The sequence below is a fragment of the Undibacterium sp. TC9W genome, from assembly GCF_049339865.1.
In the GTDB taxonomy this organism is placed as follows: Bacteria; Pseudomonadota; Gammaproteobacteria; order Burkholderiales; family Burkholderiaceae_D; genus Undibacterium.
Window position 1 is genome coordinate 21,073 of record NZ_JBMPPJ010000011.1, and the last position, 26,734, is coordinate 47,806.

Consider the following 26,734-nt stretch of genomic DNA (forward strand, 5'->3'; position numbering starts at 1 on the left):
TATGTTGCTCTGGTTGGCTGAATTATTAAAGCAGGATATAGGCTGGCTGCGCGTCTTTGGGTTTATTACCTTCCGCGCAGTTTTTGCCACGATGACGGCCATCTCCATCGGTATTTTTGCTGGTCCAGCGGTTATCCGTATGCTGACCAGGCTCAAGGTAGGCCAGGCCGTGCGCAGCTATGGCATGGAAACACATCTCGTTAAATCTGGCACACCGACCATGGGTGGTGTACTGGTTTTGATCTCCATTGGTATTTCCACTTTGTTGTGGGGTGATTTGAGTAACCGTTTTATCTGGGTGGTGATGATCGTCACTCTTGGGTATGGCGCAGTCGGCTGGGTTGATGATTACCGCAAGGTGGTGCATAAAGACCCTGAAGGCATGCGATCGAGGGAAAAGTATTTCTGGCAATCGCTGATTGGTTTGATCGCTGCTTTTTATCTGGCATTTTCGGTATCGGCACCAAGCAACTCCAAAGTACTGGAATTGTTTATCGCCTGGGTACAGTCCGGTTTTAATATGGATTTACCACCGAAAGCAGATTTGATCGTGCCTTTCTTTAAGACTGTCAGCTATCCCCTGGGCGTCTGGGGTTTTATTGCGTTAACCTACTGCGTTATCGTTGGTACCAGCAATGCCGTGAATTTTACTGACGGTCTCGATGGCCTGGCTATCATGCCTACCATCATGGTTGGTTCAGCCCTGGGCTTGTTTGCTTACCTGACGGGTAATGTGGGTTACTCCAAATATCTGTTGATACCGCATATACCTGGCGCTGGTGAATTACTGATTTTCTGTGGTGCGATGGCCGGGGCTGGCCTGGCTTTTCTCTGGTTCAATGCCCACCCTGCTCAAGTCTTCATGGGTGACGTCGGTGCACTCGCTTTGGGTGGTGCGCTGGGTACGGTGGCTGTCATCGTCAGGCAAGAAATTGTGTTGTTCATCATGGGCGGTATTTTTGTAGCAGAGACTTTGTCCGTCATGCTGCAAGTCAGTTACTTCAAATACACCAAAAGAAAATATGGCGAAGGTCGCCGCCTGTTGTTGATGGCACCTCTGCATCACCATTTTGAGAAAAAAGGCTGGAAAGAAACCCAGGTTGTCGTGCGTTTCTGGATCATCACCATGTTGCTGGTGCTGATAGGTTTGTCTTCACTGAAGTTACGTTAAATAAGTTACGTTAAAAAGATAGATATAGAGTTTATGGATTTTTCAGGTAAACATGTACTGGTTCTGGGCCTGGGTGAAACCGGGCTGGCGATGGCGCAATGGCTGTTGCGCGCCGGTGCACGCCTGCGTGTTGCCGATACACGTGAAGTACCGGACAGGTTGCCGCAATTGCAGGCACTGTCAGATCAGGTGGAATTTATTGGCGGTGCTTTCACCCCAGCCTTGCTGGATGATGTTGAGTTGATGGCAGTCAGTCCTGGCTTGTCGCCTCTGCGTGAATTGCAGGAATTGTTACCAGTAGCTGCCGAAAAAAATATCCCTGTCTGGGGCGAGATAGAATTATTTGCACAAGCTCTGCTAGCTTTGAATGCTGAGCGCGAATATCAACCCAAAGTCATCGCCATCACTGGTACGAACGGGAAAACCACGGTCACCAGCCTGGTTGGTTTGCTGGTAGAACGCGCCGGTTTGACAGTTAAAGTTGCAGGCAATATCAGCCCGGCTGTACTTGATGTGCTGCGTGAATGTCTGGAGCAAGACAGCCTGCCTCAAGTCTGGGTGCTGGAATTGTCCAGCTTCCAATTGCATACCACGCATAGCCTGCAAGCAGATGTGGCAACGGTCTTGAATATCACCCAGGATCATCTGGACTGGCATGGCAGTCTGCAGGCTTATTGCGCTGACAAGGCAAAGATTTTTGGCGAACAGACTTTGCAGGTTTTGAACCGTGATGATGCACTTGTCATGTCCATGGCCAAGCCGCATGGCAATGCGGTCAGCTTTGGTGTCGATGCACCCAAACACCTGGCGGACATGGGTTTGCTTAATGAGCATGGCATGGGCTGGCTGGCGGTAGCAAATCCGGCAGAAGACGCACCTGTTGTCACGAATAGCCGCCGCAAGAAAAAAGAAGTGGAAGAAATGCCTGTCATCGTCAGCCGTCTGATGCCGACAGATGCCCTGCAAATCCGTGGTCAGCATAATGCTGCAAATGCCCTGGCCGCCCTGGCTTTGTGTCGTGGCATAGGTTTGTCATTTGCACCCCTGCTGCATGGTTTGCGTGATTACAAAGGTGAGCCGCACAGGGTAGAGCAGGTTGCCAGTATAGCGGGTGTCGACTATATCGATGACAGCAAAGGCACCAATGTAGGTGCCACAGTCGCAGCATTGAAGGGACTGGGCCAACAATCTGACGCATTGCACAAGCGGATTATTTTGATTGCTGGTGGCGAAGGCAAGGGGCAGGATTTCTCTCCGTTGGCTGATCCGGTGGAACGTTATACCAAAGCCGTCATCCTGATAGGCAAAGCCAAAGAAGAATTGCAGCAGGCACTGGCAGTGACGGCTGTGCCGCTGCACGATGTGGCCACATTGGAAATGGCAGTGCAGGCCGCTGCTGAACTGGCTGCAGATGGCGATATCGTTTTACTGTCACCAGCCTGCGCCAGCCTCGATATGTTCCGCAATTATGCCCATCGCGCTGCAGTGTTTGTCGATGCGGTGCGTGAAATCGCACTGGCGCGCGGGGAGGTCTGCTGATGCGTCAGCTTTTGCTCCCATTGCAAAGATGGTCCCCGTTTGGCGCAGCGCCAGCGAGTACCAATCTGGTCAGCAGGTCCAAGATGATGGACTATGACCAGCCTTTGGTGTGGGTGACAATTATCCTGATGCTGTTTGGCATGGTGATGGTGTATTCGGCGTCTATCTCTTTGCCTGATTCACCCAAGTATGCCAATTACAAGAATTCGCATTTCCTCGTACGTCAGGCGATCTTTGTCGTGGTGGCCTTGATTGCTGGTGCGTTGGTGTTTCGGGTACCGATTGTGGTTTGGCAAAAATATGCTCCTTACCTGTTTGTAGCAACCCTGGTTTTATTGGTGGCTGTGTTGATACCTGGCTTGGGTAAGGGCGTGAATGGTGCCAAGCGCTGGCTGTCTTTTAAAGTATTGAATTTGCAGCCATCCGAATTAATGAAATTGTTCATGGTCTTGTATGCCGCTGACTACACCGTGCGCAAACAGGAATACATGCACAAACTGACCAAGGGTTTTGTGCCCATGCTGGCGGCGGTTGGTATAGTGGGTTTGCTGTTATTGCTGGAACCTGATCTGGGTGCTTTTGGCGTCATCGTTTGTATCGCCATGGGCATCCTGTTTTTGGGTGGTATCAATGGCGTCTGGTTTGGTGGCATTGCTGCAACACTGATTGGTATCTTCACCTCGGTGATTTTGCTGTCGCCATGGCGGCGTGAACGTATTTTTGCCTACCTTAGCCCATTTGACGAAGATCATGCACTGGGCAAGGCCTACCAGCTGACACATTCGCTGATCGCTTTTGGCCGTGGTGAATTGTTTGGAGTAGGCCTCGGTGCCAGCGTACAAAAACTGCATTACCTGCCAGAAGCACACACAGATTTTTTGCTGGCTGTCATCGGAGAAGAGCTGGGATTCGTTGGTGTCATGGCGGTGGTGCTTTTATTTTACTGGTTGTTGAAACGCGCTTTTGAAATTGGCAGGCAAGCGATAGCGCTGGATCAAACCTTTGCCGGTTTGCTGGCCAAGGGCATAGGTATCTGGATAGGTGTGCAGGCGTTTATTAATATGGGGGTTAACCTGGGCTTGTTGCCTACCAAGGGTTTGACCCTGCCTTTGATGAGTTACGGTGGTTCTGGTGTCATGATTAATTGTGTAGGTCTGGCGATATTGTTGCGTGTCGATTATGAAAACCGCGTATTGATGCGTGGAGGCCGCGCATGAGTCAGGCCATACAAAAAATGCCAAAAAAATTGCTGATCATGGCAGCCGGCACAGGTGGGCATATCTTCCCTGGTCTGGCGATAGCCGACATCATGCGCGAACGCGGCTGGCAAGTCAGCTGGCTGGGCACGCAGATAGGCATGGAAGGGCAGATCGTACCCAAGCACAATATCGCCATGGACAATATTGATTTCTCTGGCTTGCGTGGCAAGGGTTTATCGCATACGGTCAGCGGTGCTTTCAAGCTGGTCAAGAGTTTCTTTAGCTGCTTCAGCATCATCGGTCGCCGTCAGCCAGATGTGGTCCTGGGAATGGGGGGTTATGTGACTGTGCCCGGTGGCATCATGGCTGCCTTGCGCGGCAAGCCTGTCGTGCTGATGAATGCTGACGCTGCCTTGCTGTTGTCGAACAAAGCCTTGCGTCCTTTCGCCAGTAAATTATTGTTTGGCCTGCCGTCGGCAACGGTGACTGCGGATAGCAAAACGACTGTCATCGGCAACCCGATACGCAAAGAAATTTGCGAATTACGAGCACCAGCGATACGTTATGCAAACCGGACCGGCCCTTTGCGCATACTGGTGGTGGGTGGCAGCCTGGGTGCCAAAGTATTGAATGATGCGGTGCCGCAGGCGGTGGCCTTGTTGCCAGAAGCCCAGCGCCCAATGATTACGCATCAGTCTGGCAAACAGCACATAGATGCCTTGCGCCAGAGTTATGCACAAGCAGGCGTGCAGGCTGAAGTGCTGGATTTTATTGACGACATGCCGCGCCGTTATGCCGAGGCTGATCTGGTGATTTGCCGTGCCGGTGCTATTACCGTGTCAGAACTGACTGCGGCAGGTGTGGCCAGCATACTCGTGCCTTTCATGGCGTCGAGTACTTCACACCAAAAAGAAAACGCCATCTGGATGGCAGGGCAAACAGCCGCCATCCATTTGCCACAAACTGAATTAAGTCCAGCCTTGCTGGCAGAGAAATTAAAAGTACTGGACAGAGCGCAATGCCTGGCGATGGCTGAAACAGCCTACGCCCTGGGGCAGCGTGAAGCCAGTGCCAACATCGCCCATATTCTGGAAGCATTAGCATGAAACACAAAGTCAAACACATTCATTTCGTCGGCATAGGCGGCTCGGGCATGAGCGGTATCGCCGAAGTCTTGTTGAATCTCGGCTACACCATTTCCGGTTCCGACCTCGGTAGCAATGCGGCATCAAAACGCCTGGCGCAACTCGGTGCCACTGTCATGCTGGGTCATGCAGCAGAAAATATTGTCGGCGCAGATGCCGTTGTGACATCGACCGCAGTCAAGGGTGATAACCCTGAAGTTATCGCCGCCCGCGCCAAACATATTCCCATCGTGCCACGCGCAATGATGCTGGCAGAACTCATGCGTTTGAAAAGTGGGATCGCTATTGCCGGTACCCATGGCAAGACTACCACCACCAGCCTGGTTGCCAGTGTATTGGCGCAAGGTGGTCTGGACCCGACTTTTGTGATCGGCGGCTTGCTCAATAGCGCCGGTGCCAATGCCAAACTGGGCAGTGGGGATTTCATCGTGGCAGAAGCAGATGAATCTGATGCTTCTTTCCTCAATCTTTTGCCAGTGATTGAAGTAATCACCAATATCGATGCCGACCATATGGAAACCTATGGACATGACTTCGCCCGCCTGAAACAGGCCTTCATCGAATTCACCCAGCGCCTGCCATTCTATGGTGTGGCAGTCTTGTGCCTGGATGATGCAAATGTACGTGAAATTATGCCTTTCGTCTCCAAACCCATCGTCACCTATGGTTTCCATGCAGATGCCGATGTACGTGCAGTCGATGCCACCGCCGCCAATGGCAAGATGCATTTCACGGTAGTGCAAGATGGCTATGAGAATATGCAGGTTAGCCTGAACCAGCCTGGCATGCACAATGTACAAAATGCTTGCGCCGCGATAGCGATTGCGCGTGAAGTCGGTGTCAGCGATGAGGCAACGCAAAAAGCTCTCTCCGAATTCAATGGTGTAGGCCGCCGCTTTACCCGCTATGGCGAAGTCGCCCTGGCCAATGGCGGCACTTTTGCTCTGGTGGATGACTATGGTCATCATCCAGTGGAAATGGCGGCGACTTTGGCGGCAGCTCGTGGGGCTTATCCAGGCCGCAGGCTGGTGCTGGCTTTCCAGCCGCATCGTTATACCCGTACCCGCGATCTGTTTGAAGATTTCGTCCGTGTGATTTCTGATGCTGACGCAGTGGTACTGGCAGAAGTCTATGCCGCTGGCGAAGCACCGATACTGGCGGCAGATGGCCGCTCCCTGTCGCGCGCCCTGCGCGTCATGGGCAAGGTAGAGCCGGTATTTGTAGAAGATATTTTGGAAATGCCCGACAGTATTTTGCGGGTATTGAAAGACGGCGATGTAGTCATCGTCATGGGGGCAGGTTCCATCAATGCTGTGCCGGCAAAACTGGCGCAGTCAGTGTAAATGTAGAAAACAAGTGATCAGATCATCATGAGCGAATTGAATTTGAAATCTCTGGGCAAAGTAGGCGTGCTGTTTGGCGGGCGTTCGGCTGAACGTGAAGTCTCCCTGATGTCCGGTACCGGCGTATTGCAAGCCTTGAAAAGCAAAGGCATAGATGCCCATGGCTTTGACACTGCAGAACGCAGCATCGCCGAACTGGTCGCAGAAAAATTTGACCGCGTTTTCATTGCCCTGCATGGCCGCTATGGTGAAGACGGCAGCCTGCAAGGTGTGCTGGAGCAATTGAATATTCCTTACACAGGCAGTGGCGTCATGGCATCGGCAATCGCCATGGACAAGATTTTTACCAAGCGCATCTGGCAAACCTATGGCCTGAGCACCCCTGCTTATGCGGTATTGACAGGCCAGACTGAATTGCGCCGTGTGCCGGATGAACTGGGTTTGCCACTCATCATCAAGCCGCCACATGAGGGTTCTACAATAGGTATTACCAAGGTCGTTGGTTATTCGGATATGCAGGAAGCTTATGCCCTGGCCGCTCAGTTTGATGAAGTCGTGCTGGCAGAAGAATTTGTCGAAGGCCGTGAACTGACAGTGGCGATACTCGGCAAGGGCGATCAGGCCTATGCCTTGCCGATTACTGAAATCGTGGCACCTGATGGTAACTACGATTACCAGAACAAGTATTTTACTGACGACACGCAATACATTTGCCCGGCAGTGCTGGAACAGGATTTGACGGATGCCATCCGCAAAATGGCTGTTGATGCCTACCGCGCACTTGATTGCGAAGGCTGGGCCAGGGTTGATGTCTTGTTACGCAAGTCAGATAACAAACCGTTCTTGCTGGAGATTAATACTTCTCCAGGCATGACCGGGCATTCGCTGGTACCCATGGCAGCCAAGGCAGTAGGCATCAGTTATGAAGACTTATGTGTGGAAATTTTGAAGACAGCGAGCTTGAAAATTAAATCTGAACAAAAAAAGTAAACGAGTAAGAGTAAAAAATGTGGCATGACAGCAAGCTGATGAACAATACCGCGAATGCCCTGTTTGGGCTGGTGCTGTTCATCCTGGTGTTGTCCGGTGTATGGTGGGTAATACAAAGGCCGTTTTTTACTTTGCGTGTAATCCGGGTCGAAGCCAGTAGCACAACAGACGGTATGGGTTTGCGACATGTGAACTCACTCACGATCAGGAATACAGCTTTACCCAAGATCAGGGGTAATTTTTTTACTGCAAATCTGGATGCGGTAAGAACAGCTTTTGAAGCAGTGCCCTGGGTGCGCAAGGCCAGCGTACAAAGAGAATGGCCGAACAAACTCATCGTCACACTGGAAGAACATGTGGCGCTGGGTACCTGGGGTGAAACCGGGCAATTGATTTCTGCCAAGGGCGATGTGTTCACCGCCAACCTGGCAGAGGCCGAGGATGATGCAGATCTGGTCGCCCTGAATGGACCGGATGGTAGTGAAAAAGAAGTGTTGGCGCAGTATGTGGAATTTAAAAACTGGTTTGCCAAGATCAGTCTGGCACCGGATGAAGTGAATTACTCCAGTCGTTATGCCTGGAGTCTGAAGTTGAATAATGGTATGCAGGTGCAGTTGGGCCGGGTGCAGGATGCAACAACGCTTAAGAGCAGGGTGGATAAACTGATGACAGTCTATCCGCAATTGCTGGCCAGTTTGCAGGACAGTATTGAAAGTGTGGACATGCGTTATCCGAATGGCCTGGCGCTCAAATCGAGTCACAGTAATCTCGGATCAAAAAAGCAAACAAAAGCAAGTGGAAAGACATGACAAAAGACGCTAAAAATCTGATCGTTGGTCTCGATATCGGCACCTCAAAAATTGTGGCGGTCGTGGCGGAAGTCATGCCTGACGGCAGGCATGAAGTCATAGGCTTGGGCCAGCATGAATCCAAGGGGCTGAAAAAAGGCGTTGTCGTCAATATTGAGGCGACCGTCGAATCCATACAGCGCGCTTTGGAAGAAGCCGAGTTGATGGCAGACTGCAAGATACGCAATGTATATACCGGTATTGCCGGCAGCCATATCCGCAGCTTTAATTCAAGCGGCATGGTGGCGATCAAGGATAAAGAAGTCACCGCAGCTGACGTTTCGCGCGTGATAGAAACTGCCAAGGCCGTCAATATTCCGACGGACCAGCAATTGCTGCATACCTTGCCGCAAGAATTTATCGTTGATAGCCAGGACGATGTGCGCGAACCGATAGGTATGAGCGGCATACGTCTCGAAGTCAAAGTGCATATCGTCACAGGTGCTGTGTCTGCCGTTCAGAACATCGTCAAGTGTGTGCGCCGTTGCGGCCTCGAAGTATCTGACCTGATCCTGCAACCCATGGCGTCGGCAGAAGCCGTGCTGACCAAGGATGAAAAAGAACTGGGCGTGGTACTCATTGATATCGGTGGTGGCACAACTGACGTTGCGGTATTCAGCGAAGGTGCAATACGCCATACCGCTGTGATACCGATAGCCGGCGACCAGATCACCAATGATATCGCGATGGCCTTGCGTACGCCGACCTCAGAAGCAGAAGAAATCAAGGTGCGTTTTGGTGTCGCAAAGCAGGTATTGGCTGACCCTTCAGATACGCTGGAAGTGCCTGGTCTGGGTGACCGTGGCCCGCGTTCTTTATCACGCCAGGCTTTGGCGGCAGTGATAGAGCCGCGCGTAGAAGAATTGTTTGCGCTGGTGCACCAGGTGGTGCGCGAATCCGGCTATGAAGATGTGCTGTCGTCCGGCATCGTTTTGACAGGCGGTTCTGCCGCCATGCCGGGCATGGTCGAGATGGCAGAAGACATCTTTTTGAAGCCGACCAGATTAGGTATGCCGGCGTACAGCGGGCAGTTGGCAGATGTCGTGCGCAGCCTGCGTTATGCCACAGTTTTGGGGTTGTTGTTGGAAGCGAAGAAGCAGTATTTGCGCGGTCATCTGGTCACTCGGCAAGAAGGTTCAGCCAAAGCGGTCTGGCAACGCATGAAAGAGTGGTTTTTAGGGAATTTTTAGCTTGTATTTTGTATCTAATTTAGTGTAGTCATTTTATAATAGTTCGATATACAGTTATTAGTCGCTAGTCGTCACATTCCGGTGATGCCTAGCGACTGATAACTGCCTACCTGGAGGAGTCATGATGGAGTTCGATATGGTTGATAACGCCACACAAGGCACCGTAATCAAGGTTGTCGGCGTAGGTGGCGCAGGCGGCAATGCGGTTCAGCACATGATCAACAAAGGCGTGTCCGGCGTTGAGTTCATAGCAGCAAACACAGATGCGCAAGCACTGTTGCAGTCTAAAGCAAACAATGTGATACAGATCGGCGAGACTGGTCTGGGCGCAGGCATGAAACCGGAAGTCGGCCGCAAGCTGGCAGAAGATTCCCGTGCCCGCATCGAAGACGCATTGCGCGGCGCGCACATGGTATTTATCGCTGCAGGTATGGGTGGCGGTACTGGTACTGGTGCTGCTCCCGTAGTTGCGCAAGTCGCCAAAGAACTGGGTGCACTGACCGTGGCCGTAGTATCGAAGCCATTTTCATACGAAGGTCAGAAATGCATGGACATCGCCGACGAAGGTCTGGAAGCCTTGTCCCAGCACGTCGATTCTCTGATCATCATTCTCAACGAAAAACTCGAAGAGATTTATGAAGACGACAGCATGATCGAATGGCTGCAACATGCAGATGATGTCTTGAACAATGCCGTCGCCGGTATTGCCGAGATCATCAATGTGCCTGGCCATATCAACGTCGATTTCAATGACGTGAAAACCATCATGGGCGAACAAGGCAAGGCCATGATGGGTACGGCAACAGCTTCTGGTGTTGATCGCGCACGCATCGCCGCTGAGCAGGCTGTGGCATCTCCACTGCTGGATGGCATTGATTTGTCCGGCGCCCGCGGTGTGTTGGTGAACGTTACAGCCAGCCGTGGTCTCAAAGGTAAAGAGATCAAAGAAGTCATGTCCACTGTGCGCGCTTTTGCTGCACCGGACGCATCGATTGCCCAGGGTATCGCTTACGACGACAACATGGGTGACGATATCCGTGTAACGGTAGTTGCAACTGGCCTGGGCCGTGGCAAGAAAAATATTCAGCTGGTGCAGACACCTATGCTGCGTACAGGTACGCACAATGAAACAGTGATGGCCAGTCCGGTCATGACATCTACCACTATCAGCACTGGTTCTGTAACAGGTTCCGCAGGTTTTGATGGTCTGAGCAAACCTGCAGTATGGCGCCGTGAGTCTGCGTCAGAAACAGTACGTGCCCTAGAAAAAAATGGCATGGAAACTTACGATATCCCAGCTTTCCTGCGCAAACAGGCTGACTGATTTATCTGGTTTTTCTACAGAACGCCAGCTTTGAAAGAGGCTGGCGTTTTTATTTGGTAGATCGAAAAGCCAGACCAAAAAGCTCACCACAAAGACACAGAGGGAGGAAAGTCTGCTTGCAAGCAGACTTCGTTCCGCAGGCGCGCGGCAAGCCGCACGAATTCCCTGCTACACCACAGAGAAAGACAATAGGAAAGCGTCATATTTTAGATTGCTTTCGATAGGAGTGCATCGTAACTCTTTCATAAAACTAATCAGTTAATAGTTACTGGACAATGCAAAGGAGTTTTTGAATTCTCCTGTTTTTCCTCTGTGTCTCTGTGCCCCCCGTGTTGAGAGGTCTTAAGCCTAACACTTTTAACTTCTGCAAGAAAATTTTAGCTCAGGCATACTTGCGTCCTTCACTGTCGGTGTTGATATGGCCCAAACTTCCTGCTTTTGGCGGAGGCGGCATGCAGCAAGGCAATGAATATCCGAATACTTATCTAGGGAGCATAAAATGACAATCAAGATTGGCGATACCCTGCCTGAAGGCAGCCTGGCAGAATTTATTGAAGTGGAATCAGAAGGATGTTCACTCGGACCAAATACCTTCAAAGTTGCAGACCTGACTAAAGGTAAAACCATTGCGATTTTTGGCTTGCCTGGCGCATATACGCCAACTTGCTCGGCCAAGCATGTGCCTGGCTATGTTGCACTGGCCGCAGATTTGAAAGCCAAGGGCGTTGATGAAATCTGGTGTATCTCCGTCAATGACGCATTCGTCATGGGCGCATGGGGTCGCGATCAAAAATCTACAGGCATCGTCCGCATGATGGCTGACGGCAATGCAGATTTCAGCAAAGCGCTGGGCCTGGATGCAGATTTCAGCAAATTTGGCATGGGCACACGCTCCCAGCGTTATTCTCTGCTGGCTGTCGATGGTGTCGTCAAGCAACTGAATATCGAAGAAGGCGGCAAGTTTGAAGTGTCGAACGCAGAAACACTGTTGGCACAATTAGGCTAATCAGGTTTTCTGACTCGCATAAAAAATGGCGCCCGGTTCAAAAACTGGGCGCCATTTTTTTCTATACGATATTTTTATTCAAGCGACTTGCTCATGATGTGTGACTGCACGCCATAACCCAGAGCTGCATAAAAATCCATGGCATTGCGGTTGAAGTCAAAGACTTCCAGCCTGATTTCTACTGCATCATGCTCGCGCGCCCAGCTAGTTGCGCCATCCATCAATAATTTCCCTATTCCCAGTTTCTCATGTGAGTCAGAAACCACTATCGTGCCTATGCGGCAGATGCGGCGACGGTACAAGAAGGGAATCGTGGTGTTTTCATGCCAGCTCATCGTGATGAAGCCCAGGACTTGTTCACCAGCACAGGCCAGTAGGGCACAACCGGTAGGGTTTTCAAACGTGCTATGCCAGAACTGACGGTCAAGTTCGCGATTTGTTTTTTGCACGAAAACCTTGGGGGCAGCGGCGTGGTGCTGAGCATTGATCTGGTCGCTGAGCTCGCACATGGCATCGAGATCCGTGGGCAAGGCACGACGAATTTGAATTGTTGTTTTTATATTCATTTTTAAGAAGAGTAGCGGGTAATTTCCGTGCGTCCGCATGGGAAATTGCCTGAAACGCTATAATAGCGCGATGTTAAAGCAAAGAACCATCAAACAAGTCGTGAAAACCGTTGGTGTCGGTCTGCATTCCGGTACCAAGGTTGAACTCGTCATGCGCCCGGCTCCAGTCGATACCGGCATTATTTTCACGCGCACAGATTTGAATCCACCAGTGGTCTTGCCTGCCCAGGCGCTGGCTGTTGGCGATACCCGCATGGCATCGACCTTATCGAATGAGCATGGTAAGGTGTCAACGGTGGAACATTTGCTGTCTGCCTGCGCTGGCCTGGGTATTGATAATCTGTACATCGATGTCAGCGCAGAAGAAATCCCCATCATGGATGGTTCGGCTTCATCTTTCGTCTATTTATTGCAGCAGGCTGGCATGCAGGAGCAAGACGCGGCCAAGAAATTTATCCGTGTTTTGAAACCAGTAGAAATCCGCGAAGGTACTGGCAAATCTGAAAAGTGGGCGAGGCTGGAACCTTACAATGGTTTCAAGCTGCATTTCTTTATTGAGTTCAATCACCCGGCAGTCGATGGCACGGTGCAAACTGCCGTCGTTGATTTTGCCAGTGCCACCTTTGTGCAGGATGTTGCCAGGGCACGGACTTTCGGTTTCATGCAGGATGTGGAAATGCTCAGGGGCATAGGCCTGGCACGCGGCGGCTCCATGGAAAACGCGATTGTCATGGACGAATACCGCATTCTGAATTCAGATGGCCTGCGCTTTGATGATGAATTTGTCCGTCATAAAATCCTCGATGCCATAGGTGATTTATACCTGATCGGCCATCCCTTCCTGGCCAGTTACACGGCGCACAAGTCTGGTCATGGCTTGAATAATCAGTTACTGCGCGCCTTGCTGGCGCAGCCTGATGCCTATGAAATCGTCAGTTTTGATGATCTGGGCACGGCACCTCCAACTTATGCCACACAAGTAGATAGGGAGTGGGCGCTCGCTTAAAGCTTCGGCTTTGAGTTCATTGGCAGCCGCTGTAATCAGCTTCCAGAGCGGTGACGCTGTATCAGGCGGCTCAGCGCTGCCCGCAAATCTGCATTTTGCGGCGTGTCTTCGAGCGCATGTTCCAACTGTCCAAATGCCTGTAAAGCCTTGCCTGAAAATGCTATTTGCTTAACAGCAACAGGTTTCTCGACGACGCGCCTGACTTGTACTTTGATCCGGATTGCGTTAATCTGCCATCCCCGTTCTTGCAAAAATGCTTGCAGTTTCGGACATTGCTGTTTCAATTTGGTCGCCAGTGCGGCATTCGGCGCTGATAGCGTCAACTGTCCTTCCGTTACTTGCATGACTTCACAAGAGGCAAATATCGGCGGCAGTATCAGTCCACAGTCTTTTTGCAGCTTCAGATTGCGCTGCACTGTGGGCAGTAGTTGTGAGATTTTCTCGTTGCTGCGCAAAAAGTCAGCGGCTTCGCTGGCACCAGGCACTTTGCGACCGCGTTTAATGTTAATCGGATAGGTAGGGCGTGAGAATGTTGACATGCGCACTACCTTACCACAAACAGGGCAGGCCAGCTCTCACAAGGAGCGCCAGGCCGCCTTTCGTTTTCAGAGGAGCATATTGATGCAAATCATTTTGATGCACTCCCGTTTTACCCAGGCAAAGTCAGTGACTTTGTCTTCCCGTCACGTCATCCTTGCTACTTTTGCATTTCTGTTGGTTATCACTTGTTGCGCTGCCCTGATGGCGGCCCTGACCTTGAAGCTGGCCAGTGCTGACTTGCCAGTCTTGCGCGACCTGGTTCCGGTCGCTGCTACAAGTGATACTGGCAATAAAGATAAGTTTATGAAAGAAAACCTCGCTGCGATGGCGGCCAAGCTCGGTGAAATGCAGGCGCAACTGATACGTCTCGATGCGCTCGGTGAGCGGGTGCAGGGTCTGGCTGGTGTCAAACCAGAAGAGTTTAATTTCAAGGAGCTGCCAGGTCGCGGTGGCCCTGAAGTCTCTACCCAACCTGCTCAGGAATTGAACCTGGCTGAATTTCAGGCAGCACTGGCAGCGATGTCAGTAGATATCGAGCACCGTTCAGATTATATGAATGTGGTGGAAACCAAGCTTATGGGCTTCAAGGTGCAATCCAAGCTCTTGCCCACCATACAACCCGTTAATGTTGCTTATAATGCATCTGGTTTTGGCTGGAGGCTTGACCCTTTTTCTGGCCGCAGCGCATTTCATGAGGGCATAGATTTTTCTGGCCCGACTGGCACCCACATCGTTGCAGCGGCCGGCGGCGTAGTGGTAGCGGCAGAATATCATCCACAATTTGGCAATATGGTGGAAATTGATCATGGTGGCGAGATCATGACCCGGTATGCCCATTCTTCCAAAATTCATGTCAAGTTGGGCGATATCGTCAAGCGTGGCCAACACATTGCGGACATTGGTTCAACTGGCCGCTCAACCGGTGCGCATTTGCATTTTGAGGTGCATGTCAAAGGCGTGCCACAAAATCCCCATAAATTCTTGTCTGCTGGGGCTAATCAGGCCAATCTTGCTGCCGTGAATCAGAAATAACTTGAGTTTGCCGATTCAGTCACCAATTGCAATCCCATGTCTGGGAATTGTTTGCCGGATGCGCGCCCAATAGTTGCTAAATAATCTATTTTGTTGCCTGAAAGGCAGTGAAATTGAGCAATTACTGGTGAATCGGGTGTCACATGGTAAAATCACAGGTTATCCTAATGTTGTTGTCAAATTAAGCACTATTTCAACAATTTTTTTAAGAATTTAACTTTCCGTTCATAGCATGTCATTCCTGACCAAGATATTCGGCAGCCGCAATCAGCGGCTTTTGAAGCAATACCAAAAGACGGTGCGTGAGATCAACGCATTGGAACCCAAGCTGGAAGCCTTGTCAGACGAGGCTTTGCAAGCCAAGACTGCGGAGTTCAAAGCACGTGTTGCGAACGGAGAGACACTTGATGCCATCCTCCCTGAAGCTTTCGCGGTCTGCCGCGAGGCCAGCAAACGCGTCCTGAAAATGCGTCATTTTGACGTGCAGATGATAGGCGGCATGGTTTTGCACTACGGCAAAATCGCTGAAATGGGCACGGGTGAGGGCAAAACCCTGATGGCGACTCTGCCAATCTACCTGAATGCCTTGTCAGGCAAGGGTGTGCACGTTGTGACCGTCAATGATTACCTGGCGCAGCGCGATGCCGAATGGATGGGGCAATTGTATGGCTGGCTGGGCCTGACTACCGGTATCAATCTGTCGCAGCTTGATCACGACGCCAAGCAGACAGCTTATGGCTCTGACATCACTTATGGCACAAATAACGAATATGGCTTCGATTACCTGCGCGATAACATGGTCTATGATGTAAAAGACCGTGTGCAGCGCAGCCTGAATTTTGCAGTCGTCGATGAAGTCGATTCCATCCTCATTGATGAAGCCCGTACGCCTTTGATCATTTCTGGTCAGGCTGAAAATCATACCGAGCTGTACTACAAGATCAATGAAGTACCCAAGCTGCTGACCCTGCAAGTCGGTGAAGAAACACCGGATGGCAAAGGCAAGATAGAAGTGCCAGGTGACTACACCAAGGACGAAAAAGCCCATCAGGTCTTGCTGACTGAAGCTGGTCATGACAAGGTAGAGCGCATCCTCACGCAAATGGGTTTGCTGCCTGAAGGCGCATCTGTATATGATGCTGCCAACATCACCCTGATCCACCATTTGTATGCCGCCTTGCGCGCACATGCCCTGTATTTCAAGGATCAGCACTATGTAGTGCAGAACGATGAAATCGTCATCGTCGATGAATTCACTGGCCGTATGATGACAGGCCGCCGCTGGTCTGATGGCTTGCACCAGGCAGTGGAAGCCAAAGAAGGTGTACGCATCCAGAACGAAAACCAGACACTGGCATCGATCACTTTCCAGAATTACTTCCGTATGTACACCAAACTGTCAGGCATGACAGGTACGGCAGATACAGAGGCTTATGAATTCCAGGAAATCTACGGTCTCGAAACCGTGGTTATTCCACCTAACCGTCCTTCGCAACGCAAGGACAGGCAAGACCAGGTCTATAAGTCTGCGCAAGAAAAATACAATGCCATGCTGGTCGATATCCAGGATTGCTATGAGCGTGGCCAACCAGTGCTGGTAGGTACGACTTCGATTGAAAATTCTGAACTTCTGTCTGGCATACTGGAAAAAGCAGGCTTGCCACACAATGTACTGAACGCCAAGCAGCATGCCCGTGAAGCGGAAATCATTGCTCAGGCCGGTCGTCCAAAAGCCATCACCATCGCTACCAATATGGCGGGCCGTGGTACGGATATCGTGCTCGGTGGTAATGTCGCCAAGCAAGTGCAAATGATAGAAGCGAATGCAACTTTGTCTGATGCAGACAAAGAGACGCAATCGCAAAAGCTGCGTGACGAATGGCAGTCCCTGCATGAGACTGTAGTCAATGCTGGCGGCTTGCACATCGTTGGTACTGAGCGTCATGAATCACGCCGCGTGGATAATCAATTGCGCGGCCGTTCTGGCCGTCAGGGCGATCCGGGTTCTTCCCGTTTCTATCTGTCGCTTGACGATACGCTGTTGCGTATTTTTGCCGGTGACCGCGTCCGTGCGATCATGGACAGGCTGAAAATGCCGGAAGGCGAGCCTATCGAAGCGGGTATCGTTTCCCGTTCCATAGAATCGGCGCAGCGCAAGGTTGAAGCACGTAACTTTGATATCCGCAAACAATTGCTGGAATACGATGACGTCGCCAATGATCAGCGTAAAGTCATTTACCAGCAGCGTAATGAGTTGTTGGAAGCGCAGGACATGGCAGAGCTGATTTCTTCGCTGCGTCATGGTATGTTTGAAGACATTGTACGTGAATTTGTACCGGCAGAATCAGTCGAAGAACAGTGGAATATCCCTGGCCTCGAAGCAGTCTTGCGTGATGAATGGGCACTTGATCTGCCGCTGTCGCAAATGCTCAAGGACGATGCCAATATCACGGATGAAGATATTCTGGAGCGCGTGCAAAAAGCTGCCAATGATGTCTATGAAGCCAAGATATCCATCGTCGGCAAAGAATCTTTTGCTGGTTTCGAGCGCAATGTCATGCTGCAAAGCATAGATACGCACTGGCGTGAACATCTGGCTGCACTCGATCATTTGCGTCAGGGTATCCATCTGCGCGGCTATGCACAGAAAAATCCTAAACAGGAATACAAGCGTGAAGCTTTTGAACTGTTTGGACAGATGCTGGAAGCCATCAAAAACGAAGTGGTCAGGACCGTGGTCACTGTACGCATACAATCCCGTGAAGAGATTGATGCTGCAGAAGAAAGACTGGCACAGTCACAGATCGAAAACGTCCATTACCAGCACGCTGATTTTGATGCAGATGCAACGCCTGAAGAAATGCTGGCCCCGGTTGCTGATTTTGGTACGGACCAGCCAGAAATCAATTACGCCCTGAAAGTAGGCCGTAACGACCCTTGCCCTTGCGGCAGCGGTAAGAAGTTCAAGCAGTGTCATGGCAAGCTTGCCTGATCATTGAGTAGTACAAAAACAAAAGGCGACCACTGGTCGCCTTTTGTTTTTTCGTCGTCCAGTGTCAATTTAGCGAATCCTGATGCCCTCACTTGACGCAAGCAAATCCCGGAGTTAAAGTGAACGAGCGTGCTTATTTGAGCATTCATTCTATATTCTGGCATCTCAACTTGTGATGACCAGACCTGAGGGGGCTTATGGACTTGAACTTTAACGATGCAGAGCTAGGTTTTCGTCAACTGGTCCGTCATTTCCTGCAAACTTCATTACCTCAGGCCATCAGCCATAAAGTGCATCATGGCATAGCACTCGAAAAAAGCGATTACCAGCACTGGCAGAAGATATTGCACGCCCAGGGCTGGGGCGCCTCATCCTGGCCTGCTGCTCATGGCGGCACGGGCTGGTCTGCCGTGCAGCGCTATATATTTGAAGAAGAATGCGCCGCTGCCGGTGCGCCACGGCTGCCGCCATTTGGCATCAAGATGGTGGCACCCGTCATCATGGAATTTGGCTCACCCGAGCAACAGCAGAGATTTCTGCCGAAGATTCTCTCCGCCGATGAATGGTGGTGCCAAGGCTATTCAGAGCCGGGCTCCGGCTCAGACCTCGCTTCCGTCAAGGCCACGGCTGATCGCAGGCGTGATCGCGAAGGCGAATACTATGTCGTCAATGGTCAAAAGACCTGGACCACGCTGGCGCACTATGCCGACTGGATATTTTGCCTGGTCCGTACAGACCGCGAAGCCAAGGCCCAGCGCGGTATTTCATTTTTGCTCATCGACATGAAATCCCCTGGCGTCACTGTCAGGCCCATCATCACTATGGACGGCGCACATGAAGTCAATGAAGTCTGGTTTGATGATGTCAAAGTACCAGCCGCTAACCTGGTGGGTGAAGAAAACAAGGGCTGGACTTATGCCAAGTTTTTGCTGGGGCATGAGCGTACCAATATCGCGGGTATAGGCATTGCCAAACGCGAGCTTGCCAGGCTGAAAAGAGTAGCCGCACGTGAATTCAAGAATGGTAAGCCGCTCATGGAAGATGCTGCCTTTGCTACACGCGTAGCGCAGGTAGAGATAGATTTGATGGCGCTGGAAATGACCAATCTGCGCGTCCTGTCAGCAGAAGAGCAAAGCCATGCGCCAGGGCCGGAAGCATCGATACTGAAAATCAAAGGCACAGAAATCCAGCAGGCAATCACAGAATTGCTGGTGCAGGCAGTAGGTGAGCAGGCCTTGCCCTTGCGTGATCGCCAGGACACCAGCGAGCTGGCCAGCCCACTCGCCATCAATTACCTGAATATGCGCAAGCTCTCCATCTATGGTGGTTCAAATGAAATACAAAAAAATATCATTGCACAAATGATCATGGGGCTTTGACCGCAGTCCGTGACATTAATGTGACGGACTTGGCTGTAGCGCGTGAAATTTCCTCAGCGCAAACATGCTTCGCAGTGCAACAAAATGCCCTACAATGTCGGCTTGATTTCAACGCAAGGAAAAACCATGGCCGTTAATTCCCCCATCCCTGTGGCTGCAGATTTGAAACCAGTAGCCGGCATACGCCTGGGTTATGCCGAGGCTGGCATACGCAAGCCCAATCGCAAAGACGTACTTGTCATGGAACTGGCCCCTACGGCGACCGTCTCCGGCGTATTTACGACCAACCGCTTTTGTGCGGCACCTGTGCAAGTCTGCAAAGCCCATCTGGAAGGCCTGCACATGGCATCCAGTCCTATCCGCGCGCTGGTAGTAAACACTGGCAATGCCAATGCTGGTACCGGTGATGCTGGTCTGGCAGCGGCGAATGCGACTTGCTCTGCCCTGGCAGAATTGCTGGGTTGTGAGGCTTCTCAAATCCTGCCATTTTCTACTGGCGTGATCCTTGAGCAATTGCCGGTCGATAGGCTGGTCGCCGGTTTACCTGCAGCCATAGCAAACCTGACAGCGGATAACTGGTTCAATGCCGCTACCGCCATCATGACTACCGATACCCAGCCCAAGGCGGCATCGGCAACTGTGGAAATCAACGGTAAAACCGTGACCATGACAGGCATCAGCAAAGGCGCGGGCATGATCAAGCCAAATATGGCGACCATGCTGGGCTATCTGGCGATAGATGCCAAGGTTGCCCAAAATGTGCTTGATCACATGGTCAAGCAGGCTGCTGACAAGTCGTTCAATTGCATCACCATCGATGGCGACACTTCCACCAATGATTCCTTCATGCTCATCGCTACCGGTGCTGGTGAAGTAGAAGTCAATGATGTAGAGACACCAGAATATGTAGCACTTGCAGAAGCCGTGACTGCGCTGTCGCAAAAACTTGCCCACATGATTATCCGTGATGGCGAAGGCGCGACCAAGTTCATGACGATTGCAGTCGAAGAAGGCCGTGATGTAGAAGAATGCCGCAAGATCGCTTACTCCATCGCCCATTCTCCATTGGTCAAAACCGCTTTCTTTGCCTCTGACCCTAACCTGGGCCGTATCCTGGCAGCCATCGGTTATGCCGGTGTGAACGACCTGGATGTAGGCAAGCTGAACCTGTACCTCGATGATGTCTGGGTCGCCAAGAATGGTGGTCGTAATCCTGAGTACCGTGAAGAAGATGGACAGCGCATCATGAAGCAGAGCGAAATCACCATACGCGTCAAACTCGCGCGTGGCGATGCGGCAGCGACAGTCTGGACTTGCGACTTGTCGCATGACTATGTCTCTATCAACGCTGACTATCGCTCCTGATCTGGACAGACAATGACGCAGCTTGATCAATTTCTCTTGCGTGCTGAGCATTTGCTGAGCAGGCTGGAAAACATATTGCCAGCCAGCACACCAGCACCTGACTGGGATCTGGGCTTTGCCTATCGTTGGCGCAAACGCGGCGGCCAGGGTTATTTACAAGTCGTGCGTCATGCCTCGACCATAGCGCTGGATGACTTGCGCAACGTCGCGGCACAAAAAGCCCAGATAGAACAAAACACCAGGCAATTTGTTCACGGCAAACCAGCCAATAATGTCTTGCTGACCGGTGCTCGCGGCACGGGTAAATCATCCTTGATCAAGGCATGCCTGAATCAGTTCTCTGGCCAGGGTTTGCGCCTCATTGAAGTCGATAAGGCTGACCTGGCTGACCTGCCGGATATCGTTGATCTGATCGCTGAGCGCCCAGAGCGTTTCATCGTCTTTTGTGATGACCTGTCCTTTGAAGAAGGCGAGGCTGGTTACAAGGCCTTGAAGGTGGCGCTGGATGGCAGTATTTCTGCCCAGTCTGATAATGTGCTGATCTACGCTACTTCAAACCGCCGCCATCTCTTGCCTGAGAAAATGTCAGACAATGCCAGCTATAAATATAGCGACGATGGTGACTTGCATCCGGGTGAAACGGTAGAAGAAAAAATCTCCTTGTCCGAACGCTTTGGCCTCTGGGTATCTTTCTATCCTTTCAAACAGGATGATTACCTCGATATTGTCGCCTATTGGCTGGGCAGCATGGGCTGTACCTCTACTCAGATAGAAGAAGCACGTGGCGATGCCCTGCGCTGGGCTTTGCAACGCGGTTCGCGTTCTGGCCGCGTGGCCTGGCAATTTGCCCGCGACTATGCGGGCAAGCTGGCGGAGTCTTGAGATGACAGCAAAACCTGTGGATGTCGCTGTCGGCATCCTGATGAAAGCCAATGGAGATGTCTTGTTGGGGCAACGTCCCGCTGGCAAGCCGTATGAAGGCTATTGGGAGTTCCCGGGTGGTAAGGTTGAGCCCGATGAATCCATACTCGATGCACTCAAGCGCGAATTTGTCGAAGAGCTGGGCATACAAGTGTTGACTGCTGAACCCTGGTGCGGCGTTGAGCATATCTACCCACATGCCCATGTCAGGCTGCATTTCTATATCAGCCGTGAATGGCAGGGCGAGCCGCAAAGCCTCGAAGGGCAAGCCTTTGCCTGGCAGGGCAGCGTAGGGCTCTCGCCTTTATTGCCTGCCACCATACCCCTGCTGGAATGGCTGGATGCCTTGCGGCACGAAGAACAGAGCCTGGCAGGCTGATCTAGCCATATGCGGTGAACTTCATTGTATGAAGCTCACCGTATGAAATTTTTCTTTTAAAAACTCCCCATTGATGACCAGGGAATCAGCATCGTTCTTATAGATATCGGTGGCGATTTTGCCGAGCTGGGTTTCTAGCAGATGCAATTGTTCCAGCAGCAGCTGTTTGCAGGTCTTGCCGTTTTCTATGACGTGCATGGTGGCAAAGGCGGTCGGCAGGTGCAGGTAATTCTTGATGGTTTGTGGCAGATCGCGGTTGACTGCGTTGATCAGCAGGCTCACATAATTCATCGCCACTTCACCGGAAAAAATCTTGGGTGCCAGGTCTTGCAAGATACTCTGTATCCTGTGCAGACCATCGACGGCCTCATGCGGCAGGCGTGATTTTGATTCGCGTATCAGCGCATCGACGCTGTCTGTCAGGCTGCTTTGCGAGCTTTCGCTCTGCAGTTGCAATTCCAGTTCCTTGTCTGCCGGTATGGCTAGCCAGGCAACGGCATACAGGGCTGCGACGATGGGGAACCACCAGTCTGCGATGATGCCGGTAAAAAACATGCCCAACCCTAGCAGGGCCAGGCAGCAGCCAAGTAGATTCTGTGTACTGTACAGGAACAACAGCGCGCGCATTTTGAACGTCAAGGGCTGCATTATTGGTATCCGCGGATTTCTTTGAAGATGGATTGCAAACTCGCCTTGCGGCTGTCAAACATCCTGCCGCCAGACAAGTCCGAGAGTTTTTTCAATTCATCTGGCGCTGCTTCACCAAATAGCACGGTGAAAATCTTGATGCCTTTTTGATTGTCCGGCAGGGCCTTATACCAGCCTTCAAACTCATTGTAGTTGATGCCATTATTGTTGATGCCATCCGTCATGACGATGATGGAGTAAAAACGTGCAGGGTCGGCACGCTTGCGCTCCACCGCCTTGGCATAAGCTTCTCTCGTCGCAGAAAAAATGGCGGTACCGCCATTGGCGCGCAGGCCTTGCACATGTGAAGACAGGGCGGACAGTGTCGCCTGATTATCTTTTTCTGCATTACCCATCTCGAACAATTCTGCATTGCCTACCTCATTGCTGAAAGGCAGTATCAGTATGCGTTCACGGTTGCGGAAGCGGGCAAAGCGGCCGCTGATGCTGGCGTCTGCACCCGAGAGACCCTGCATGGCAGTTTTCAAATCCGTGATGCGTGCGCCCTGCATGGAGCCGCTGGTATCGAGCACAAAGGTACTGTCAGTTGGCAGGCGCAGGTGATTGTCGAACGCACTCAATATCGCATCGACGACGTTTAATTTGGCCGGGAAAGAAAGTTCAACCAGAGCCTGTTTGGGAAGATCATTGACCACCACATCGGGGTTGACTGGCCGCCGCAGGGTGGCGCTGTACATGGCTTGCTGAAATTCTTGGCCACGCAGGTAAGCGACCACCTTGTCATAGGCTTCGCGTTTGGCAGGGTTGATCAGCATGATGGGATAATCTGCCGTAACGATGCCATCCTGGGGATAAACCAGCACCAGCTTTTCTTTCAGCGCCGCATTGCGGTTCATGCTCTGTAATGTCGAAGCATAATTGATGATGCCATCGACCTTGTCCTGTTCGCGTACATAGGCCTCTGCCAGCCAGCCCGAGCTGCCTGCAGTCAAGCGCTGTGCCTGGAAAAAAGCCGTCAGGCTTTTGGCATTGATGTCCTTTTCTTCAAGTGCGTCACCCTGACCAGACAAGGCTGCTGCCAGGCCCAGCAAGCCTGAGAAACCGGTATTCGATGAGGAAGGGCTGGTCATGCCAAACGTGAACTTGCCTTTTTTTGCCGCTTCGGCAATGTCCTTCCAGGTGACGGCGGGGTTGTCTTTCCAGCCCAGGGCGGTGGCCTTGCTGTCTTTTAAACCCAGTACGACCGGCGTCAGCATGGTTCTTTCCGACGCCAATATGCGTGACTTGGCAGCGGGCAAGAGCATCGCGTACTTGTTGCTGGCCAGCCAGGCCAGATCCACCTGCTCACCTGACTGCAATTTCTCAACTGCTTCCAGAGTACCGGCATATTGCAGGCGCAAGCTGATACCTGTTGCCTTGGTGATGGCGGGCAGCAGCGGCTCTATGTCCTTGAGTTCGGACCCTGCCATCACGGTCAGGCTGCTGGCGGGGGGGCTGTCTGCCGGTGCCGACGCCGCTTTATTACTCTTGCCGTCTTTGCAGGCTGCCAGGCCCAGCGTCACGGCCAGCAACAGGCTGATGAGTTTATACATGGATTTCATCGCTGATCTCTAGAGTTTGACAGGGCCATCTGGTGCTGCCAATGCTGCGGACGCCATGGCGCTACGCGCCTGCTCCGCGCGGGTTCTGTCCATGTACTGTTCAGTGCGGCCGATCTGCTCTTTGAGCATGGTGTTATTCTTGCCCATGCTGTCTATTGCCTGCGAACGGAAATTATCCATCGCATCCATGGCCTTGAAGGTGTTGTCGAACATCTCCTGGATTTTCTGTATGCCTATCAGAGGATTGGCGGCAAATTCGCCGGTCTTTTCCACATGCCTGCCCAACTGTCTTGAGGTCTCGGTGACCAGATCGCCTATGGTGTCGCTGACGCCGGTCAGCATTTCCATGACCTGCATCTGGTTGCCGGTGGCGCGTGCTACCGTCTGTGCTGTTGCCATGGCGGACATGCCAGTTGTGGCAACGCGGTTGCAGCCGTTGACCATCTCGCGTGCTGTTTTCTTCAGCAAATCCATGGACAGGTAGCCGTTGACGTTGACCGCCATCTGCGTTTGCATATCCTGCAGGTTCTGGCGCGCGTAAAACAGCACTTCCTGTTCCAGAGCCTTTGCCCGCAGGGGATCACTCGCCTTGATTGTCTCTACATGGTTGGCGACGTGTTTGTCGAGCTGTTCGGCAAAATAGATTGCGCCCTTGAGTTTTTGCATGGCTTCCCAGAGCTTGGTTTTGACGAGTTCAATTTCCGTGGCATCACGCTGCATGTCATCACGCGCGGCATAGATCTGCGTCATCAGGGTTTGCAATTGTGACCCGGCGGTCTGGAACTTGCGGAAGTAAGCTTGCAGCTTGTTACCGAAGGGGATGATGCCGAGTATCTTGTTTTGCGTCAGCAAATCGCCTTGCTTGCCAGGATTTAAGTCATCGAGCATGACGCGCATGTCTTGCAGGGATTTGAAGGCGGCAGAATCTTCTATGCCAACAAAATTGCGGTCCATGAAGCGGCCTGTCATCAGTGCCGATGCATTCGAAATTTCTTCCCTGCCCAGGCGGAATGCAGAATCCAGTTTGCCTTGAAAGCCGCTGCTTTGTACGTCTTCTTTCAGGATGCTGTCTATATAGGCATTCACCTGCACATCGATTTTCTCTTGTACTTCGGCCTTCAGCGGCACCATGTCCGGTGCTTTTTTTTCTGCCACCGGTGTCAATACTTCTGGCGGTGTGAGGATCAGGGTAGTTTCTTGTGTGGTGGTATCAGTCATTTGAATGTCCTGTTTAATGTAGCTTGCCAAGAGAGGCTCATTGCTGAAATTTCTTTTCTATGTTCTGGATCATGCGCTCCAGGATTTCGAAGCTGGGCGGATCAATGACATCCACCAGCGAGTTCGGTGCCTGCAGGTTTTTACTCTTCAGGAACGCGGCAAAATGCTCGGGCGTGGCGGTGCGATAGCCGTATTCAGCTGCCAGTTTCTGTAATTCAGGATCGGTGGCCAGGACTTCACCAAGGCGGCGGCCATTTTCATTGAAGGGCACGACGATGTGCTTGGTATAGATAGTGGGCTGAGGGTAGAGCAAGACCATGTCGGCATTCGGTTTTGGCCGCTTGGACTGGTACTCAAGGAACTGGCTTTCATAAATCATTACCAGTGGCGCCTTGCCCATGCCCATGGTGGTGTAATCCTCAAAGGGCCCGGCGCTGCTGGCTTCCTGCAAGCCCTGGCGCAGGAACAACGATGATACGAAGGGCAGGACTTTATTGAGCTGTTCATTGTCATCAACGACGTTATTGTCATTGCTGACATAGCTTGCCAGCGATAGATACATGGCGGCGGAATTGGATTTCCTGACGTCGGTGGAACTGATCAAAATGCTTTTGCCAGTGGCATAGGCGGTATTGTCCTTGAGCTCGCGCCAGCGTGTGCCTTTCTCGCTCAGGCTCAGCAGTTTTTTCATATCAACGATGTAGTAGGCATCATTGATCTTCTTGACTATGCCTTCTTTCTCCAGCGTCGGTAGCAATTGCACCCAGGAGGCGATTGCCATCGGTGTAAAGAAGGTGGGGTAAACCTGTTTGGCCTTGGCCTTGTTTTGCAGGGCCAGGGCGGCGGGTGCGCCGGCAGGGAAGGCAAAATCATAGGTATTGAAGTCACGGGAGATGATTTCGCGCGAGCCCGTCTTTTCGACTTTGACGCGCAAGCCTTTGCTGGCGAGAACAGCAATGACCCGGGGGTCAGAAAAATACGATTCCTTTTCTGAACCTATCATGCCCTTGACTTCAACGACCGCTGCCGAAACCTGTCTGGCAGCTTCGAGTGCATGATTTTTCTGGTAAGACGTGTATGTTGCAGCACCTATTCCTATTAATAAAACCACCGCAAGGGCAGGACCAAGTATTCGTTTAATTTCCATTGGGCAATATTCCCGGCATGTTAATTCATGACACGAATGATTATGCGCATGCATTTATGACAGTTTCGTGACAGTCATATGACATCATAGGAAAAGCAATAAGCTTATTTTTGAATTTCAACTGTTTTCTTTTGCGTAGTTTCCACAATTGCCTACCGATCTGGAGGCGGGAATCATGCGTTTCT

At 51.6% G+C, this 26,734-nt stretch carries 23 protein-coding genes; 17 read left to right on the plus strand and 6 right to left on the minus strand.

The features are described from left to right. Position 1: 1 nt before the first annotated feature. The 10 genes from mraY to ACO0LN_RS16615 all read left to right on the plus strand — a co-directional run bounded on the left by mraY (position 2) and on the right by ACO0LN_RS16615 (position 11,755). Positions 2-1,171, plus strand: a complete 1,170-nt coding sequence (gene mraY / locus ACO0LN_RS16570; RefSeq protein ID WP_422949576.1) for a phospho-N-acetylmuramoyl-pentapeptide-transferase — start codon at positions 2-4, stop codon at positions 1,169-1,171. A 33-nt stretch (positions 1,172-1,204) separates the two neighbouring features. After that, entirely contained in the window at positions 1,205-2,710 is a 1,506-nt protein-coding gene (gene murD, locus ACO0LN_RS16575; RefSeq protein WP_422975663.1) for a UDP-N-acetylmuramoyl-L-alanine--D-glutamate ligase, read from the plus strand. Then, positions 2,710-3,927: a putative lipid II flippase FtsW gene (gene ftsW, locus ACO0LN_RS16580; protein WP_422975665.1), complete on the plus strand. Its 1,218-nt coding sequence runs from the start codon at positions 2,710-2,712 to the stop codon at positions 3,925-3,927. Before murD ends, ftsW begins: the two co-directional genes overlap by 1 nt. Beyond that, positions 3,924-5,015 carry an undecaprenyldiphospho-muramoylpentapeptide beta-N-acetylglucosaminyltransferase gene (murG, locus tag ACO0LN_RS16585; protein ID WP_422975667.1) on the plus strand — a complete coding sequence of 364 codons (1,092 nt, stop codon included), beginning with the start codon at positions 3,924-3,926 and terminating at the stop codon, positions 5,013-5,015. Before ftsW ends, murG begins: the two co-directional genes overlap by 4 nt. Next, complete coding sequence (gene murC, locus ACO0LN_RS16590; protein WP_422975669.1) at positions 5,012-6,397, plus strand: UDP-N-acetylmuramate--L-alanine ligase; 1,386 nt, start codon at positions 5,012-5,014, stop codon at positions 6,395-6,397. Before murG ends, murC begins: the two co-directional genes overlap by 4 nt. Before the next feature lie 27 nt (positions 6,398-6,424). After that, on the plus strand, positions 6,425-7,387 hold the full coding sequence (locus tag ACO0LN_RS16595; protein WP_422975671.1) for a D-alanine--D-alanine ligase: 963 nt from the start codon (positions 6,425-6,427) through the stop codon (positions 7,385-7,387). Between the two features lie 17 nt (positions 7,388-7,404). Continuing rightward, a complete protein-coding gene (locus ACO0LN_RS16600; RefSeq protein WP_422975673.1) occupies positions 7,405-8,196 on the plus strand; it encodes a cell division protein FtsQ/DivIB in 792 nt (263 codons plus the stop codon). Then, positions 8,193-9,425: a cell division protein FtsA gene (gene ftsA, locus ACO0LN_RS16605; protein ID WP_110255262.1), complete on the plus strand. Its 1,233-nt coding sequence runs from the start codon at positions 8,193-8,195 to the stop codon at positions 9,423-9,425. Before ACO0LN_RS16600 ends, ftsA begins: the two co-directional genes overlap by 4 nt. A 124-nt stretch (positions 9,426-9,549) precedes the next feature. Then, complete coding sequence (gene ftsZ, locus ACO0LN_RS16610; protein WP_422975675.1) at positions 9,550-10,749, plus strand: cell division protein FtsZ; 1,200 nt, start codon at positions 9,550-9,552, stop codon at positions 10,747-10,749. Positions 10,750-11,248: 499 nt separating this feature from the next. Beyond that, positions 11,249-11,755, plus strand: a complete 507-nt coding sequence (locus tag ACO0LN_RS16615; RefSeq protein ID WP_110255260.1) for a peroxiredoxin — start codon at positions 11,249-11,251, stop codon at positions 11,753-11,755. 74 nt (positions 11,756-11,829) lie between these two features. On the opposite strand, the gene ACO0LN_RS16620 is transcribed toward ACO0LN_RS16615, so the two are convergent. Next, a complete protein-coding gene (locus ACO0LN_RS16620; RefSeq protein WP_422975677.1) occupies positions 11,830-12,321 on the minus strand; it encodes a GNAT family N-acetyltransferase in 492 nt (163 codons plus the stop codon). Between the two features lie 70 nt (positions 12,322-12,391). On the opposite strand from ACO0LN_RS16620, the gene lpxC reads away from it, so the two are divergent. Continuing rightward, positions 12,392-13,327 carry a UDP-3-O-acyl-N-acetylglucosamine deacetylase gene (lpxC, locus tag ACO0LN_RS16625; RefSeq protein ID WP_422975679.1) on the plus strand — a complete coding sequence of 312 codons (936 nt, stop codon included), beginning with the start codon at positions 12,392-12,394 and terminating at the stop codon, positions 13,325-13,327. 35 nt (positions 13,328-13,362) lie between these two features. Here lpxC and ACO0LN_RS16630 read toward each other — a convergent pair whose 3' ends face one another. Continuing rightward, positions 13,363-13,866, minus strand: a complete 504-nt coding sequence (locus ACO0LN_RS16630; RefSeq protein WP_422975681.1) for a DciA family protein — start codon at positions 13,864-13,866, stop codon at positions 13,363-13,365. An 82-nt stretch (positions 13,867-13,948) separates the two neighbouring features. On the opposite strand from ACO0LN_RS16630, the gene ACO0LN_RS16635 reads away from it, so the two are divergent. From ACO0LN_RS16635 to ACO0LN_RS16660, 6 genes are all read left to right on the plus strand, one after another. After that, positions 13,949-14,899, plus strand: coding sequence for a M23 family metallopeptidase (locus tag ACO0LN_RS16635; RefSeq protein ID WP_422975683.1), 951 nt, complete (start codon positions 13,949-13,951; stop codon positions 14,897-14,899). 232 nt (positions 14,900-15,131) lie between these two features. Then, positions 15,132-17,891: a preprotein translocase subunit SecA gene (gene secA / locus ACO0LN_RS16640; protein WP_422975685.1), complete on the plus strand. Its 2,760-nt coding sequence runs from the start codon at positions 15,132-15,134 to the stop codon at positions 17,889-17,891. A 197-nt stretch (positions 17,892-18,088) separates the two neighbouring features. Then, the gene (locus ACO0LN_RS16645) at positions 18,089-19,270 is read left to right on the plus strand and encodes an acyl-CoA dehydrogenase family protein (protein ID WP_422975687.1); all 1,182 of its coding nucleotides are present in this window, start codon (positions 18,089-18,091) and stop codon (positions 19,268-19,270) included. A gap of 126 nt (positions 19,271-19,396) precedes the next feature. Then, positions 19,397-20,635, plus strand: a complete 1,239-nt coding sequence (argJ, locus tag ACO0LN_RS16650; protein WP_162057688.1) for a bifunctional glutamate N-acetyltransferase/amino-acid acetyltransferase ArgJ — start codon at positions 19,397-19,399, stop codon at positions 20,633-20,635. Positions 20,636-20,647: 12 nt separating this feature from the next. Continuing rightward, positions 20,648-21,517, plus strand: a complete 870-nt coding sequence (locus ACO0LN_RS16655; RefSeq protein WP_422975690.1) for an ATP-binding protein — start codon at positions 20,648-20,650, stop codon at positions 21,515-21,517. Position 21,518: 1 nt separating this feature from the next. Then, positions 21,519-21,935 carry an NUDIX domain-containing protein gene (locus tag ACO0LN_RS16660; protein ID WP_422975692.1) on the plus strand — a complete coding sequence of 139 codons (417 nt, stop codon included), beginning with the start codon at positions 21,519-21,521 and terminating at the stop codon, positions 21,933-21,935. A gap of 21 nt (positions 21,936-21,956) precedes the next feature. Here ACO0LN_RS16660 and ACO0LN_RS16665 read toward each other — a convergent pair whose 3' ends face one another. The 4 genes from ACO0LN_RS16665 to ACO0LN_RS16680 are packed head-to-tail and all read right to left on the minus strand — an operon-like array spanning position 21,957 to position 26,549. Continuing rightward, positions 21,957-22,583: a hypothetical protein gene (locus ACO0LN_RS16665; RefSeq protein WP_422975694.1), complete on the minus strand. Its 627-nt coding sequence runs from the start codon at positions 22,581-22,583 to the stop codon at positions 21,957-21,959. Further along, the gene (locus ACO0LN_RS16670; protein WP_422975696.1) at positions 22,583-24,175 is read right to left on the minus strand and encodes a substrate-binding domain-containing protein; all 1,593 of its coding nucleotides are present in this window, start codon (positions 24,173-24,175) and stop codon (positions 22,583-22,585) included. The genes ACO0LN_RS16665 and ACO0LN_RS16670 overlap by 1 nt, the downstream gene beginning before the upstream one ends. Before the next feature lie 18 nt (positions 24,176-24,193). Next, the gene (locus tag ACO0LN_RS16675; protein ID WP_422975698.1) at positions 24,194-25,402 is read right to left on the minus strand and encodes a toxic anion resistance protein; all 1,209 of its coding nucleotides are present in this window, start codon (positions 25,400-25,402) and stop codon (positions 24,194-24,196) included. Positions 25,403-25,439: 37 nt separating this feature from the next. Then, positions 25,440-26,549, minus strand: coding sequence for a hypothetical protein (locus ACO0LN_RS16680; RefSeq protein WP_422975700.1), 1,110 nt, complete (start codon positions 26,547-26,549; stop codon positions 25,440-25,442). Positions 26,550-26,734: the final 185 nt, after the last annotated feature.

Bases quoted from the DNA above. Each gene is read 5' to 3' on its own strand.
- mraY (WP_422949576.1), top strand. From the start codon at position 2: ATGTTGCTCTGGTTGGCTGAATTATTAAAGCAGGATATAGGCTGGCTG.
- murD (WP_422975663.1), top strand. From the start codon at position 1,205: ATGGATTTTTCAGGTAAACATGTACTGGTTCTGGGCCTGGGTGAAACC.
- ftsW (WP_422975665.1), top strand. From the start codon at position 2,710: ATGCGTCAGCTTTTGCTCCCATTGCAAAGATGGTCCCCGTTTGGCGCA.
- murG (WP_422975667.1), top strand. From the start codon at position 3,924: ATGAGTCAGGCCATACAAAAAATGCCAAAAAAATTGCTGATCATGGCA.
- murC (WP_422975669.1), top strand. From the start codon at position 5,012: ATGAAACACAAAGTCAAACACATTCATTTCGTCGGCATAGGCGGCTCG.
- ACO0LN_RS16595 (WP_422975671.1), top strand. From the start codon at position 6,425: ATGAGCGAATTGAATTTGAAATCTCTGGGCAAAGTAGGCGTGCTGTTT.
- ACO0LN_RS16600 (WP_422975673.1), top strand. From the start codon at position 7,405: ATGTGGCATGACAGCAAGCTGATGAACAATACCGCGAATGCCCTGTTT.
- ftsA (WP_110255262.1), top strand. From the start codon at position 8,193: ATGACAAAAGACGCTAAAAATCTGATCGTTGGTCTCGATATCGGCACC.
- ftsZ (WP_422975675.1), top strand. From the start codon at position 9,550: ATGGAGTTCGATATGGTTGATAACGCCACACAAGGCACCGTAATCAAG.
- ACO0LN_RS16615 (WP_110255260.1), top strand. From the start codon at position 11,249: ATGACAATCAAGATTGGCGATACCCTGCCTGAAGGCAGCCTGGCAGAA.
- ACO0LN_RS16620 (WP_422975677.1), bottom strand. From the start codon at position 12,321: ATGAATATAAAAACAACAATTCAAATTCGTCGTGCCTTGCCCACGGAT.
- lpxC (WP_422975679.1), top strand. From the start codon at position 12,392: ATGTTAAAGCAAAGAACCATCAAACAAGTCGTGAAAACCGTTGGTGTC.
- ACO0LN_RS16630 (WP_422975681.1), bottom strand. From the start codon at position 13,866: ATGTCAACATTCTCACGCCCTACCTATCCGATTAACATTAAACGCGGT.
- ACO0LN_RS16635 (WP_422975683.1), top strand. From the start codon at position 13,949: ATGCAAATCATTTTGATGCACTCCCGTTTTACCCAGGCAAAGTCAGTG.
- secA (WP_422975685.1), top strand. From the start codon at position 15,132: ATGTCATTCCTGACCAAGATATTCGGCAGCCGCAATCAGCGGCTTTTG.
- ACO0LN_RS16645 (WP_422975687.1), top strand. From the start codon at position 18,089: ATGGACTTGAACTTTAACGATGCAGAGCTAGGTTTTCGTCAACTGGTC.
- argJ (WP_162057688.1), top strand. From the start codon at position 19,397: ATGGCCGTTAATTCCCCCATCCCTGTGGCTGCAGATTTGAAACCAGTA.
- ACO0LN_RS16655 (WP_422975690.1), top strand. From the start codon at position 20,648: ATGACGCAGCTTGATCAATTTCTCTTGCGTGCTGAGCATTTGCTGAGC.
- ACO0LN_RS16660 (WP_422975692.1), top strand. From the start codon at position 21,519: ATGACAGCAAAACCTGTGGATGTCGCTGTCGGCATCCTGATGAAAGCC.
- ACO0LN_RS16665 (WP_422975694.1), bottom strand. From the start codon at position 22,583: ATGCAGCCCTTGACGTTCAAAATGCGCGCGCTGTTGTTCCTGTACAGT.
- ACO0LN_RS16670 (WP_422975696.1), bottom strand. From the start codon at position 24,175: ATGTATAAACTCATCAGCCTGTTGCTGGCCGTGACGCTGGGCCTGGCA.
- ACO0LN_RS16675 (WP_422975698.1), bottom strand. From the start codon at position 25,402: ATGACTGATACCACCACACAAGAAACTACCCTGATCCTCACACCGCCA.
- ACO0LN_RS16680 (WP_422975700.1), bottom strand. From the start codon at position 26,549: ATGGAAATTAAACGAATACTTGGTCCTGCCCTTGCGGTGGTTTTATTA.